Source organism: Spirosoma litoris (assembly GCF_054776755.1).
In genome coordinates this window covers 26344-40317 of record NZ_BAAHBI010000014.1, presented here as the reverse complement: position 1 = coordinate 40317, position 13974 = coordinate 26344, and the positions used below count along the sequence as shown (strand labels likewise).

15 protein-coding genes and 1 pseudogene are annotated in these 13974 nt (G+C 44.3%); 4 read left to right on the top strand and 12 right to left on the bottom strand.

All coding sequences use genetic code 11. The features are described 5' to 3' along the window. The 7 genes and pseudogenes from ACYVGR_RS10985 to galE form a co-directional block, all read right to left on the bottom strand. Nucleotides 1–105: pseudogene (locus tag ACYVGR_RS10985) on the bottom strand (DNA-binding response regulator); the annotation flags it as partial. 63 nt (nucleotides 106–168) lie between these two features. Next, a complete protein-coding gene (locus ACYVGR_RS10980) occupies nucleotides 169–981 on the bottom strand; it encodes a sensor histidine kinase (protein ID WP_460956464.1) in 813 nt (270 codons plus the stop codon). Between the two features lie 147 nt (nucleotides 982–1128). Next, a complete protein-coding gene (locus ACYVGR_RS10975; protein WP_460956462.1) occupies nucleotides 1129–1806 on the bottom strand; it encodes a hypothetical protein in 678 nt (225 codons plus the stop codon). Between the two features lie 3 nt (nucleotides 1807–1809). After that, nucleotides 1810–2226, bottom strand: coding sequence for a hypothetical protein (locus ACYVGR_RS10970; protein ID WP_460956460.1), 417 nt, complete (start codon nucleotides 2224–2226; stop codon nucleotides 1810–1812). Between the two features lie 418 nt (nucleotides 2227–2644). Further along, nucleotides 2645–3505 carry a glucose-1-phosphate thymidylyltransferase RfbA gene (gene rfbA, locus ACYVGR_RS10965; protein WP_460956458.1) on the bottom strand — a complete coding sequence of 287 codons (861 nt, stop codon included), beginning with the start codon at nucleotides 3503–3505 and terminating at the stop codon, nucleotides 2645–2647. Between the two features lie 126 nt (nucleotides 3506–3631). Next, nucleotides 3632–4684 carry a dTDP-glucose 4,6-dehydratase gene (rfbB, locus tag ACYVGR_RS10960; protein WP_460956456.1) on the bottom strand — a complete coding sequence of 351 codons (1053 nt, stop codon included), beginning with the start codon at nucleotides 4682–4684 and terminating at the stop codon, nucleotides 3632–3634. A 106-nt stretch (nucleotides 4685–4790) separates the two neighbouring features. Further along, entirely contained in the window at nucleotides 4791–5825 is a 1035-nt protein-coding gene (galE, locus tag ACYVGR_RS10955) for a UDP-glucose 4-epimerase GalE (protein ID WP_460956454.1), read from the bottom strand. A gap of 130 nt (nucleotides 5826–5955) precedes the next feature. Here galE and ACYVGR_RS10950 point away from each other — a divergent pair, with 130 nt between their 5' ends. Further along, on the top strand, nucleotides 5956–6831 hold the full coding sequence (locus ACYVGR_RS10950) for a transglutaminase-like domain-containing protein (protein ID WP_460956452.1): 876 nt from the start codon (nucleotides 5956–5958) through the stop codon (nucleotides 6829–6831). A gap of 91 nt (nucleotides 6832–6922) precedes the next feature. Here ACYVGR_RS10950 and ACYVGR_RS10945 read toward each other — a convergent pair whose 3' ends face one another. The 5 genes from ACYVGR_RS10945 to ACYVGR_RS10925 form a co-directional block, all read right to left on the bottom strand. After that, nucleotides 6923–7549, bottom strand: coding sequence for a 4'-phosphopantetheinyl transferase family protein (locus tag ACYVGR_RS10945; RefSeq protein WP_460956450.1), 627 nt, complete (start codon nucleotides 7547–7549; stop codon nucleotides 6923–6925). Between the two features lie 100 nt (nucleotides 7550–7649). After that, nucleotides 7650–8795, bottom strand: a complete 1146-nt coding sequence (locus ACYVGR_RS10940) for a chromate transporter (RefSeq protein ID WP_460956448.1) — start codon at nucleotides 8793–8795, stop codon at nucleotides 7650–7652. A gap of 21 nt (nucleotides 8796–8816) precedes the next feature. Then, complete coding sequence (locus ACYVGR_RS10935; protein WP_460956446.1) at nucleotides 8817–9782, bottom strand: DUF1259 domain-containing protein; 966 nt, start codon at nucleotides 9780–9782, stop codon at nucleotides 8817–8819. A 50-nt stretch (nucleotides 9783–9832) separates the two neighbouring features. Then, complete coding sequence (locus ACYVGR_RS10930) at nucleotides 9833–10405, bottom strand: hypothetical protein (RefSeq protein ID WP_460956444.1); 573 nt, start codon at nucleotides 10403–10405, stop codon at nucleotides 9833–9835. A 61-nt stretch (nucleotides 10406–10466) separates the two neighbouring features. Next, nucleotides 10467–11324, bottom strand: a complete 858-nt coding sequence (locus ACYVGR_RS10925; protein ID WP_460956442.1) for a chromate resistance protein ChrB domain-containing protein — start codon at nucleotides 11322–11324, stop codon at nucleotides 10467–10469. A 332-nt stretch (nucleotides 11325–11656) separates the two neighbouring features. Between ACYVGR_RS10925 and ACYVGR_RS10920 the strand changes: the two genes are divergently transcribed. From ACYVGR_RS10920 to folB, 3 genes are all read left to right on the top strand, one after another. After that, nucleotides 11657–12553: a WD40 repeat domain-containing protein gene (locus ACYVGR_RS10920; protein WP_460956440.1), complete on the top strand. Its 897-nt coding sequence runs from the start codon at nucleotides 11657–11659 to the stop codon at nucleotides 12551–12553. Between the two features lie 120 nt (nucleotides 12554–12673). After that, nucleotides 12674–13588 (top strand): DivIVA domain-containing protein, encoded by a 915-nt coding sequence (locus ACYVGR_RS10915; protein WP_460956438.1) that lies wholly within the window; start codon nucleotides 12674–12676, stop codon nucleotides 13586–13588. A 29-nt stretch (nucleotides 13589–13617) separates the two neighbouring features. Further along, nucleotides 13618–13968 carry a dihydroneopterin aldolase gene (folB, locus tag ACYVGR_RS10910; RefSeq protein ID WP_460956436.1) on the top strand — a complete coding sequence of 117 codons (351 nt, stop codon included), beginning with the start codon at nucleotides 13618–13620 and terminating at the stop codon, nucleotides 13966–13968. The last annotated feature ends 6 nt before the right edge of the window (nucleotides 13969–13974 follow it).

The following is a 13974-nucleotide window of genomic DNA, read 5'->3' as shown; positions in this document are numbered from 1 at the left end:
GGCTTCCAGAATCAATTCGAAATCATGAATCTGACCAAGAATGGTTGCCATTCCGACGCGGAACAGGGTATGGTCGTCGCAAAGAGCCAGTTTAATTTTTCGCATAGAGGAAGAAGAGTTAGTATCTGATACTGAATGAGTCGGAGAAAACGGCTTCCAGCAAACAAATTAACTCATTAAATCAACAGGCTGTGCATCATGCAGATGAACCTGTATATGAATCTGCGAACCTCGGCCAGGGGCTACATCAAAGGTTACATGCCCATTGACTACATTCAAGCGGCTTTCAATATTACGAAGACCTAAGCCGCCTTGTTTATTTTCCATAACGGCATCGAAATCAAAGCCAACCCCGTCGTCCAGAACCGACAATCGAATCTCTTTTTCGAAGTTAAATAACTGAATAACAATGTGCCGTGCACGAGCATGTTTAATAGCGTTATTGACTAACTCCTGAGCGATTCGATATAACATCAGCTCGAAAGCTGGCGGAAAATGCGTTTCTTGTTCTGGGTAAATTAACTGAACGTCGGTATCGTTATCGGTAGCTCGGTCGGCGAGTTCTTCGAGGGCAGCTAGCAGGCCAAATCGCTCTAGTGTAGTAGGAACCAGATTCCGACTAATCCGCCGAACGTTGGTCATCGTTTCATCAATCATAGAGCGCGTTTTCTGGAACTGAAAGCCCACTTGTACTTCACCACCTAGCTGTTGCTCTAGCTGGTTTAGGCTCATTTTGGTAATCGACAGCATTGTGCCAATTCCATCGTGCATATCTTCGGCGAGTCGTTTGCGTTCTTCTTCCTGTCCTCGAAACGTAGCTTCCATCAGGTCCCGGCGGTGGCGGGACTGTAATTCCTTAAATGCCAATTGTTGTTTCGCCTGTTTCTGCTGATAATAGGCCACAAAAATGATGATGAACACTGCCATCATCAGGAGTACAGCCGTACCAATAGCAATTACAAAACCAGCGTCCATCGACATACTATTTGTTCACGCGCAAGCTGAATGAGGTAAAGTTGACTAATCTCTGTCTGAATGTCAACGGCTTATACGAAGGATTGAGTGAGTGGTAACGTTAAGTAGGTTTTTTTTAACTTTCAGCGCCTAAGCTTTAGGCACTTAGCTAAGCTAAATAAAATTTTCCTGATCGTATTTACTTACCCATAAACCATAAGCAGACAATATGGAGAAAAAAATGAACAGGATTTGAGTTGCGTTCCAATATTTATCAAATACTTCGGCAGGAACCTTATTTATATCTTTATACCAATATTCACTAAATAGCATAATAAAAAATGTGCCTGAAGCATAAAGAAGTAGCCCCGCACTAAACCAAAACATAGTATGTAACAATACATTACTAATGCGCATATCAACTAAAATTTTGTTGAAATACGCTAACGATAAACTGATAGATAGTAAACGAAATGTGGATAGAGCTATAATGGACACTTCTGTAGTATTATAAGCATAGACTATAATACAAAGGGATAATAAGCTTAAACCAATCGTAATTCGTTTTGATAAACGAGTATCAAAGCAATAGTAATAAACTAAACCTATTAAAACCGTTTGAAAAACGGTTTCTAAGTTCTGAATATAAAATGTATTAAGGGCATATAAGGCATGCCAAAGGGCGTAGGTATCTTTAGAAAAACAAAAAACAAAAAACAGCCATATATAAATGGCATTTTTATTTAAGCTCCTACGCCTAATTGCACCAAAGAGAATAGGGAGACAGCTACTCAGATGAGAAAATAAATCAATAGGATACTTTACCCATAAATCTAGCAACCGCTCCCACATAGTCTAATTACTATCTCCACAATGTTGTGGGCAAGTATAGCCATCGCCTACCGTCCCACCATTAGTACCATCTCCACCGTCATCTTTAAGACCTCCTGTACCAGTATAAGCAGGTAAGTCTCTGCCACGGGCATCTACTCCCGTTAATAAAACACGTGGGTTTAGCTTGCCTTTTCCATGTTCGGTAGGTTTGCCATTTTCATCCTCCCAACGATTAGCGTAATGAACACGGATACCTACACAACCGGGTTGTTTAAGTAGTTCGCTGATGCGATTAATGCCGAAGAACTCCGAGCGAGTATAGTCGTTTTCTTTGTGACCACAGGCTAATTTACTGGCCCGATAAGCCTCTTTCATTGGGTGGGTTTCTTTCGTGCTCAGAAACCGCCCGGCATTTTCATGGAAAATAGAATCACTCATTGGAGAAAAAGGAATGAAATTTAGAGAGTACAAGCTAGTATGGAATGGACATCGTCGGAAAGCAACGCTAAAATACGGTAACTTGATTGGTAGTCAATACGTATATAAGCCTGGTTTTATTTTGTAAGTTGCTGTATTTTAATTAGTTGTGCCGAATAGTTTACTTGCCAATACGTAGTTCTACGTAGTAAAGTGCGGACTTTTGCCTATTTAAACTTAAGTGCCCAAAATCGGTGTTTCTTCGCTCAAATGACTCCTGACTCATCAATTACCTTTGTGGCATGCTGATGGTTTCCTTTCGTAAGTCCGTCATTAGCAATGATATTTCTCATAGGTTAGGTTAAGATAAAAACGCCGGAGCAATGCCCCGGCGTTTTTTATTGCTTTTATACAAATGAACTGTGCTTCTTGCTTTCCTTTATTTCAGCAAGTTCAACAAATAAGCACCGTAGCCACTTTTGACCAAAGGTTGCGCTATTGTAGCCAGTTGATCAGCTGTAATGAACTTCATTCGATAGGCAATCTCTTCAGGACAGCCGATTTTTAATCCCTGCCGTTCTTCAATAACATGAACGAATTGCCCTGCCTGTATCAACGATTCGAATGTGCCGGTGTCAAGCCAGGCAGTACCACGGTCCAGAACGCCAACTTTCAACTTGCCTCGCTCCAGATACACTCGGTTTATATCAGTAATTTCTAACTCACCGCGAGGGGATGGTTTAATGTTTTTGGCAATCTCAACAACTTCGTTGTCATAGAAATACAGCCCAGGTACGGCATAGTTCGATTTGGGCTTCTCAGGCTTTTCTTCGATGGATAACACGTTAAAATGCTCATCGAACTCAACTACCCCATAGCGTTCTGGATCGTGTACCTGATACGCGTAAACGACGCCCCCGTCGGGATCATTATTCGACTGAAGCAGCTTCGATAAACCTGATCCATAGAATATGTTATCGCCCAATACGAGCGCAACTTTGTCCTCGCCAATAAATTCTTCGCCAATAATGAAAGCCTGTGCTAATCCATCAGGACTCGGCTGAACGGCATACGTAAACTGACAACCCAGACGCGTACCATCGCCAAGTAGTTTTTCGAAATGGGGTAGATCATGGGGAGTCGAGATAATCAGAATCTCATTGATGCCCGCCAGCATCAGAATCGAGAGCGGGTAATAAATCATCGGCTTGTCATAGACCGGCATCAACTGTTTCGAGACAGCGAGCGTAAGCGGATGAAGACGTGTGCCAGAGCCTCCGGCAAGAATAATTCCTTTCATGGTTTGTGAATGAGCGAATGAGTGAATGAGTGAATGAGCGAATAACATCTGGCCGCATAGTTTTGCGTCAGCGATTCGCACATTCACTCATTCACTCATTCACTCATTAATTTATTCATTCACAATTTATCTATTCGCGTACATTCCCTGGTAATAGCTCTGGTAATTTCCCGACGTGACGTTGTCAAGCCACTCCTGATTCGCCAGGAACCAATCAACCGTTTTCTCAAGACCCTCTTCGAACTGAAGCGAAGGCTGCCAGCCCAGCTCCTTCATGATTTTGTTCGCGTCGATGGCATAGCGGAGGTCATGGCCAGCGCGATCTGTCACGTAAGTAATAAGTTGCGCCGAAGTGCCTTCTGGACGACCTAGTTTACGATCCATAATCTGGCACAGCAAATGGACCAGATCAATGTTTTTCCATTCGTTGAAGCCGCCGATGTTGTACGTTTCACCTAGTTTCCCAGTATGGAAAACGGCATCAATCGCACGAGCATGATCAACGACAAATAACCAGTCCCGTACATTTTCGCCTTTACCATATACGGGTAATGGCTTGTTGGTCTGGATATTATGAATCATCAACGGAATGAGCTTTTCCGGAAAGTGATTCGGACCGTAGTTGTTCGAGCAGTTCGATAATACAACGGGTAGTTTGTAGGTATTGCCGTAAGCCCGGACAAAATGATCAGACGCTGCTTTTGACGCTGAATACGGGGATTGTGGATCATAAGGCGTTTCTTCAGTGAAGAAATCTTCGGGATTATGCAACGAGCCATACACTTCGTCGGTCGAGACATGGTAGAAGCGTTTTCCTTCGTAGGCACCTTTCCAGCTATTTTTAGCCGCATTGAGCAGGTTTACTGTTCCAACCACATTCGTCATCACAAACGACATTGGATCAGTAATCGAGCGATCTACGTGCGACTCTGCCGCCAGGTGAATGACTCCATCGAATGACATTTCGGCGAACATATCCTCCAGGAATTTGGCATCGGTAATGTCGCCTTTAATAAACGTATAATTCGGTGCCTGTTCGATATCTGACAGATTGGCCAGATTCCCCGCATAGGTCAACGCATCGAGATTGTAAATCTGATATTCCGGATATTTTGTAACGAATAACCGAACAACATGCGATCCGATGAAGCCAGCACCGCCAGTGATAAGAAGTTTCATTTTAGATAAATTGAAGTTTGTGCTTTGTGCTTTGTAGTTCAAACTATGAGCTTACAATTAAACTCATAAGTGGACTGATAAACAGCGTCAAATTTTTGGCTACAAATTACAAACTAATTTTCTGCTGCCACTGCCATGCATCCCGCAATGACTCGGCTAAGGTACGACGAGCTGTCCAGCCTAACACATTATTTGCCTTAGAGACATCGGCGTAAACTTGCTCAACGTCACCAGGTCGGCGGGGGCCGATAGCATAGTTTACGTTGACGCCGGTTGCCTGTTCAAACGTCTTGATAACGTTCAAAACGGTTTCACCACGTCCTGTGCCAATATTAATAACATCGTAGCTGGCGTCGGCAGTAGCCTCATTTAATTTTCGTAAGGCCTGCACATGGGCATCGGCAAGGTCCATCACATCGATATAGTCGCGAATACACGTGCCATCTGGCGTATTGTAATCATCACCGTACACCGTTAGGCTAGAGCGGATGCCAGCGGCTGTTTGTGTGATAAACGGCACCAAATTAGCAGGAACACCTAAGGGTAATTCACCAATTTGAGCAGAAGGGTGGGCACCAATTGGATTGAAGTAACGGAGAGCCAGCACCCTAACCGGTATTTGAGCCTGTATAGCATCCCGGAGTATATCTTCACCAATCGCTTTGGTGTTACCGTAGGGCGACTGCGCCGGAAGTCGGGGTGTTTCTTCGGTTACAGGTAGCTCTTCGGGCTGGCCATAAACCGTACAGGACGACGAAAATACGAGGTTTTTTATGTTGTGCTTCGGCATTAACTCCAGAAGCAGCATTAACGGATCAAGGTTATTTCGATAATATTTCAGTGGTTTCGCGACCGACTCACCAACCGCTTTGAAAGCCGCAAAGTGAATAACACCAATTGGCGTTTCTTTCTGGAAGATATCGTCCATAGCAACGGGATCGTTACAATCGACGGAGTAGCACGTTACATCTCGTCCCAGAATGGCCCGCAGTCCATCAAGTGCTGAGCGTTCGGAGTTGGAAAAGTTATCGACAATGACCGGTTCAAAACCGGCTTCGACTAATGACACAACGGTATGGGAACCAATGAAACCGGCCCCGCCAGTCACCAGAATTTTGGGAGTATTGCCTGTGGAAGTCAAACCGTTTTTTATAAAAATTTTGTTATTACTTTAGTATAGCGACTCGTATAACCAGACAAAAGTAGTATATTCAAAAGGTTTACGAAAGCAGTATTTATTCAAGGGCTATCCCAAAAAGCGGCACAAACAAATGAACGACAATGAATTGAAGGCTCTTATTTCGCTGTTGGACGACGAGGATCAGGAAGTTGTAGAGCATGTTGAACAGCGCATTCGGGAAATAGGCGGACAAATGATTCCGTTTTTAGAAACCGAATGGGAGGGAAGTTTCAATTCGGCCCTTCAAAAACGCATTGAAGAGATTATCCATGACCTGCAATATGAATCGGTTCTGGATCGTATGCGCGACTGGAAAAATGGCGGAGCTATGGATGTGCTCGAGGGGCTTTGGATCGTAGCAACCTATCAATACCCTGACCTTTCGCTCAAAAAACTTAAACAGGATGTTGAGCAGTTGTTCTACGACGTTTGGGTAGATTTTAAACCCGATATGCATCCCGACGAGCAGATTAAGGCAATGAATACTGCCTTTTTTACTAAGCTAAAGTTTGCGCCTAATACAAAGCATTTCCACTCGCCTGCCAACTCCATGATCAATCAGGTACTGGAGTCACGCCGGGGGAATCCTATTACACTTTGTGTACTCTATATGCTGGTTGCCAAACGATTGAATCTACCCGTTTATGGCGTTAATCTGCCTAATTTGTTTGTGCTCACGTATAAAAACAATAGTGGCGTTCAGTTTTATATCAATGTTTTTAACCGAGGATTAGTCTTTACGACCAAAGATATTGACCAATACATTGATCAATTAAATATCAAACGATTAGATACGTTTTATCAGCCTTGCACCAACGCTGATATTGTTCGGCGAGTGCTGCGAAATTTGATGTTGGCGTTTGAAAAAAATGGAGATACTGAACGTGTACGTGAGGTTGAACAGATTCTTAATGCCGTTCGAGACGATGGCGATGGTTTGCCGCTATCCGATTACACGCAACGGTGATGAAAGTTATAAAGTGTTAGCGTTGTAAGGTTATAAAGTTAATGCATGCGGTAGCCAACTTTATAACCTTACAACGCTAACACTTTATAACTTAATAGGCCACAGCCAGCAATCCCGGTCCAGCCTGAAAACACTTGATTGTCAACTGTTCTTCATGATCGGGCAATCGTACGTGACCAATGAGTTGTTCGGCGTTATCGGCGAAGGGTTCAACGTGTAAGTGTTCGCGGAAAGTAAGCTGCCGTTTTCCATAGAGTTTATACAGAGCTTCTTTGGCGCACCAATACACTGCTAATCGATTCGGATTATTATCGGCGTGAGCAATCTCATCGGCCGATAAAACACGAGGTACAACTCGCCTGAACTGCTCTCTAATAGGTTCAATATCAATTCCGATGGGTCTGGATCTGTGTAAGGCAGCAGCTGCCCAACCGCTGGTATGTGATAGCGAAATATGCCAGGGCGTGCCAATGAGAGATGGTTTCCCAAACTCGTCCTTTTGTAAGCCCTGATAAGTCTGTCCTTGTGCTTCGATCAATTGCTGAATGGCTACTCGGCAGGCCAACCATTCAACCCGTTGAGCCGGGTGGGTGATACGCTCTAATTCTTCGCGCTCTACACTAGTTAATGGCAAACCGATCCGAAGTGTTGGTTCATCTTCGGTAATGGCCTGGAGTACCGCTACACAGTCGGTGTTTATGGTTAGTTGTAAAGTCACAAACCAAAAGTCGGAAGACGTTCGGGAAAAAGAAAGGATTAACTGTGAATGGCCCTGACATATTTACAGTAGTGGTTCCCCTAACCACTTGATCTATTGCTTACATAATGTAGCGTAGAAGCAAACCCACTACGGCCGCTGCTCCAATGATGCTTAGTTCAGGCAATTTCTTAAAACGATAAAGTAGCCCAACAGTTACCAAAGCAATTACAAGGGCTGGTATGTCAATTAATTGACGGCGAGCGAGTATAATCACCGCCCCTGCTATGGCTCCGACAGCTGCAATGGTGATTCCGTCCACGAATGCTTTAATATTTGGATTTTTACCCCAGCGTTTGAAATAAGGTGCAGGCAGAATCGTCAATAAGTAACAAGGTAGGAACGTGGCTAAAGCTGCGACACAAGCCCCCGGAAAACCAGCCACCAAATAGCCAATAAAAGCAACAGTAATAACCACAGGGCCGGGTGTAATCATGGCCACAGCCACCGCGTCCAAAAATTGTTGCTCTGTCAACCAGCCGTATTCTTTGACCACCCCACCATACAGAAACGGGACTATGGCTAGCCCACTCCCAAAAACAAAGGTCCCTGCTTTGACAAAGAAAATAGCTAACTTCCAAAGGGTAGAATCAGTAGGGATATCTTGAAGTTGCGGTAAAAATGGAATGATACTATTTCCCGCACCGAACCGCCTAAATTGGGGTTTTGCTTTCACCAGCCAATAAATTACCCCGGACACCAAAACAAGCCACAACAATTCTGATTCTGTGATAGCGGTGGCAATGGTGGATATCAGAAATAACACCCAGCTAAGTTGATCTTTTCCTACAGTTTTGGTCGTCAGTTTATAGGCGCCAATAGTAATAATGCCAATTACGGCAGCTCCAATACCATAGAATAGGGCTTGTATCCAGGGCAAGCCCCCAAATTGTTGATAGGCCCAACCCAATGCTACCACCATAATAAACGAAGGCAGTACGAAGGCCACACCTACCAGCGTAGCCCCTAAAACACCATAATGTACATAACCAAGATAGATGGCTAGCTGAGCCGCTAGGGGGCCGGGGGCTAATTGCGCCAATGCCATACCTTCCCGGTATTCGTCCTCTGTGATCCACTTTCGTTCAACCACTAAATCGCGATGCATGGCACTGACTAGAGCGGGTGGCCCACCAAATCCCAGCGTACCCAAACGGGCAAAGTAGCGCACTAAGTCATTTCGTGAGTAAGAAGCCTGTAGTTTCATCGGTTGAAATGGCGTTAAGGGCTAATGTTTCATGCTACTCGGTTTTCCTAACTGGTCGAGTGCAGCTCGAAATCCTTTGGCTAATTCGAGTGCAGGACCACGCCCGTAGTAATGTAGAAAAACAGTCCGTGGCTTTTCGCCCAGCATGTGATGGTGAATGGCTACGACTTCAAGTTTGTGGCTTCGTAAAACCTTGATTACGTTGTTCACTTCTCCCTCTAGCATGGCAATATCTCCCGCAATGTGCGCGGCATCCTGTTTGCCAGTCAATGATGCCCAAGAGTTTAGGCCAATGGCGGCTGTCATCTCAGCGCCCATAGCCACAATTTGTACGTCCTCCCTTCCAACCGTGTATTTGTAGGTGGGGCCATTTACGACACCTTTGTATTGTACTAACGTGTCGAGAGCGGGGAGGTCGAACAACTCTTTGCCTGTCTGTGCCGTTGTTAAAGCAGAGATGGCTGTTTGGGGCTGATTGGCCGGAAATAGCTTCGTATTTTTAATAGCCTCCGCATATTTTTTTGCTAGCTCCGCTGTGTTGCCCATACCGTGTATGTGCATGTAAAAAATGCGTGGTTGCTCGTAAAAAAAATGGTTATGGATAGCTCCCACTTCCAAACCAGCTGCATGAGTGGCGTCGATTAATGGATTTACTTCTTCTTCCAATAGTACTGTATCACTCATCATGACGGTTTGTTTGCCGTCCAGCGTTTTCTTAAACGAAACCCAGCCACCAAAGCCGAACGGAGTCGGTACCGAATCACCTTTGATCGTCACCTTCAGATCATTACGGGGCAATGGCACGGTGTAGGTTGCCTGAGCTTCAATGTAGACGCCTTTCTTTCCTAAAGCACTTACAATACTGCCTTGATCTTCAACCGATAAGTCCGGTGTTTTTAGAAAGAATTCGCCACGATCTGATGGCCCTCCACAGAGAGGAATAGCCCCAATTGCCGTTGCGGTTTGCAAGAAATTTCTTCGTTTCATTGGGCTGTTATAGTTTAAATTAAGTTGTTCAAAGCTTACCAAGTAACGGGCTAGAAAACGATGCCAAACTGAAAACTAACTGTTGCTGAGATAGGCCGATCGTTACCAAAACGCACCGGTAAAGGTATGGCTACAAAGTAGTTGAACGTCTGACCATGCCGAACAATTTTATTGAGTACTGGAGTCACGCCGTACCGGCCTGATGTTTCAAACGCCAGCCGCCCGGCAAACGTAAAATCATGCCCCAGATTGACCAGAACACCGGGGTGAAACAGCACATTGGCTACACGACTGGTGCCATCCTGTGCTCGAATAAGGGGTACTACTTCGACTGAAAAGCCAATCTGTTTGCTTTTCCACAGGTTCAAGCCGATTGGGAAACCGACTACATAATGATCCTTAAAGTTGAATTCAGAACCACTCTCATCAATTGTCAACAGTGGATGGACAATGCCGAGATAGCCAACTACACGGGGATAGGTTGGCGGGGGGAGTGTCTGGGCAAAAGAGATGGTTATACTCAGATACCAAAGTAGCATTCCGAAGATGAATGCAGTACGATGGGTAAATAGATAATCCTTACTTAGTTTGGTCAGGTTGGGGCTGTAGGCAATCCGATTCATAATTGACGTATCAGTTTTGGCACAAGGATACGCCGATGGTCAGACCTGAAATAGAACGAATTTAACCTTTTGTATCTGCTTTACCTTTTAGTCTATTTTTTCGATATTGAGAAGGATTCTGCCCAATCTGTTTTTTGAAAATACGGGTAAAATGGCTCTGGTCTGAGAAACCAGTTAGGTAAGCGATTTCAGTTAGATTGTAGGTAGTTGTTTCTAGCAATTGCAGTGCTTTCTCGATCCTTAACTTGCGAATATATTCGCCAAAGGAAAGATTATCGAAATAGCGGGCAAAGGTTCGGGATACATAGGTCGGATTGATCGCTAAATTTTCCGATAATTCGGTTAGACTCAACGTTAGATTGGTATCTATCTGATCCTGAATTAATTCCTTTAAGTCATTTACCCAGACGGGTGATTTTCGTTTGTCTTCACGGTTGAGATAGGCATGTAATACTTCCAACAACAGTCGTTCAGTAGGGCTTTGGGTGTGCTTGACAGTTTGCAAATGTTTAGCCCAACTATAGAGTGCATCATAAATGACCATCCCCTGAGCTAATAATTGCTGGTCATCCTGGATATTGAATGATAAACCCGCCGAAATAGCCCACAGACCAGCAGATTGTGCTGACAAGGCATGATCATCGGTATCGGCCCCGCGAACAATGGGAGCCATTGCGTGCAAAGTCGAGTCTGTAAGGGCATGTTTTTGGAGGAAATAATCGAATGTGCAGCGATCTTCGTAATGGGTGTATTCAACATTGGGTACATCGAAGGGAATAGCCTTTAGCTCCTGGGCCTGTTGAATTACCTGATCTTCTGGTACATAAATAATGTCCGCTTCTGGGTCAATAAATCGCTTGATGAGCCACGGGCAAGCCAGACGGTCAATTTTGGGCCGTTCTCGTGTGATCCACTTCATAAACAGTACAGTTTGCTTTATGTCATAAATGATGGTAGCAACAGGTAACAAAACTACGACTTACCATGTCTCGAAAATAGCCTGAGGATATGATCGTTAAATACGATACTCGACCAGCATTTCACGCAACTGTCTTTTTATTTTCGAGCGGGTATTTACGATTGAATAGATTAGCGTTTACTGCTTGATTTGACCTGTAATCCGTGTGATTTTTCTTAACATTTCGTCATCATTGAAATCGGCCAAAGGTTTAACGACCTTTGACGTTCAATGTTGATTGTTTAGGCCGTTCGTTATACATAACAAATAGTTCTCGCAGGACTATCAAAAAGGTGGTTGTAGAGAAAATAGATACATTTGGAGGGCATCGTGAACCCATTTATGCACTCGAAGGCAGTGCATCTCCAGAGCGTTTTTTTTCGACAGGTGGCGATGGGAACGTAGTGCGGTGGCGACTCGATCGCCCTGACCTTGGCGAATTAATTGCAACTGTACCGGCATCGGTTTATGCTTTAGCCTTAAATCCAGCTAGCGGTTTGTTGTGGGTTGGTCAGAATTACGAAGGCATTCATGTGATTGATCCGGTCGAAAAAAAGGAAGTGGCCTCATTGAAATTAACGTCGTCGGCTATTTTCGATGTTAAATTCTATAAAAATGATGCTTTTATTGCCCTTTCGGATGGTGTTGTGGCCGTTGTCGATACAGATCAACTAGTCAATAGAAAACACCTGAAAGCATCCGAGCAATCGGCGCGGTCAATCGCTATAAATCCTGTTGAGCGAGAATTTGCGGTTGGTTATAGCGACAATGTGGTTCGTATTTTTGACTTGCTAAGTCACAGCCTCAAAAAAGTTATACCAGCCCATGCGAACTCGGTATTCACTATTACCTATTCACCCGATTTCCGCTACTTACTTACGGCAGGCCGTGATGCCCATTTGAAAATATGGGATGTAGAAAAGGGGTATACATTACACAGCGATATTGTGGCCCATATGTTTGCGATCAATCATCTGGCATTCAGCCCTGATAATCGTTTGTTAGCAACGGCTAGTATGGACAAATCCATTAAAATCTGGGATGCCGAGACCTATCAATTATTAAAAGTTGTTGATCGGGCACGCCATGCTGGGCATGGAACATCAGTCAATAAGTTACTTTGGGTAGATTCTCAACAACTTCTTTCGGGCAGCGATGATCGAACAATTTCGGTATGGAAATTGAGCTAATCAATTGTGACTAAATAGGAATCGGCTATTTTTCTGCCTATTTTTTGTAAAATCCGTAGAATGGCTGTTATTTCACCTTTATCTGATAATCAGTAACTCATTAAAACAAGAAGCGCACCAATGAAAATCACGCCCATCGAAATCCGGCAGCACACATTTGAGAAGGGCTTGCGCGGTTATAGAACCGAAGATGTTGACGCATTTCTGGTTTCGCTCTCTCAAGAATGGGAGCGTGTCACTGGCGAATATAAAATGTTAAAAATGCAGCTTGAACTGGCCGAAAAAGAGCTAGGCAAGTTGAAAGAAATAGAAATGACCCTGTTCCGCACACTGAAATCGGCAGAAGAGAATAGTGCGCAGATTACTGAACAGGCGAATAATGCGGGCGAAAAATATGTCAATGAAGCCAAGCAAAAGGCGGAAGATATTTTGGCCGATGCTCGTAAAAAAACAGCGCTAATGGTGCAGGATGCTGAGAATCAGGCCCGCTATCTGAAAGATAATATTTTGAATGACCTGAAATCACTGGAACATGATTTTAAGGCGTTAGAAGGTTATAAAGAAAACCTGGCGGCCCAGATACGTACCCTGGCTCATAACGCGGTTGATAGTGTTGAGCGGTTTGAGAAGAAGTTCAATAAACAGAATCTGAAAGGGAAGATTGACGAAGTCTCTACGCAGATTAAAGAGGAACTGAAACAGGAGGAAGCACATAAGGCCGAAACAGCTAATGAAGCGCCTGCAGCGCCTGTTGCCAGCGACGCTACGGAGCTACCTCATCTCATCGAACGGGATCAATTTGTGCCTGAGGCAATTCCGGAAGATCAAACTATTGCTGAGAAATTAGACGAGGCTGTTGAGGCAACTCAATCGGAAACGAGTGAAGCCGTTGCAGAGGTAAAATCGACCCTTGATCAAAGCTCGCCCGAATCTGTTCTGGCTGAAGTGAATACGCCTGAGCCAGAGGTCGCTTTGAATGAAGCTACAGAGGAGGCACAGGATAAAAAAAGCGGCTCATTTTTCGACCAGATTTAATGTATGGCGGGTAGAAACCCGCCTTACCTATGGGAACAATTGCTTTAGAAGGCCTTGAATTTTTCTCCTACCACGGTTTTTACGATGAGGAGCAGAAAATTGGCAATAAGTATTCTGTAGATATCATCGTGACTGCCGACTTCTCAGAAGCCGCCGAGCGTGATCGGCTAAGCGCTACTGTGAATTACATGGATCTATATCAGATTACTGTGGCCGTTATGCAGCAACCTGCACGGCTTCTTGAGCATATTGCCCATCAGATTATTCGGAATATCAAGGCGAAATACGCTGACTTAGAAGCTATTGAGGTCAGTGTATCAAAATTTAACCCGCCGATTGGTGGAGTTTGCCATCGGGCAAAAATTACATTGAAAGAATAAAGTAGC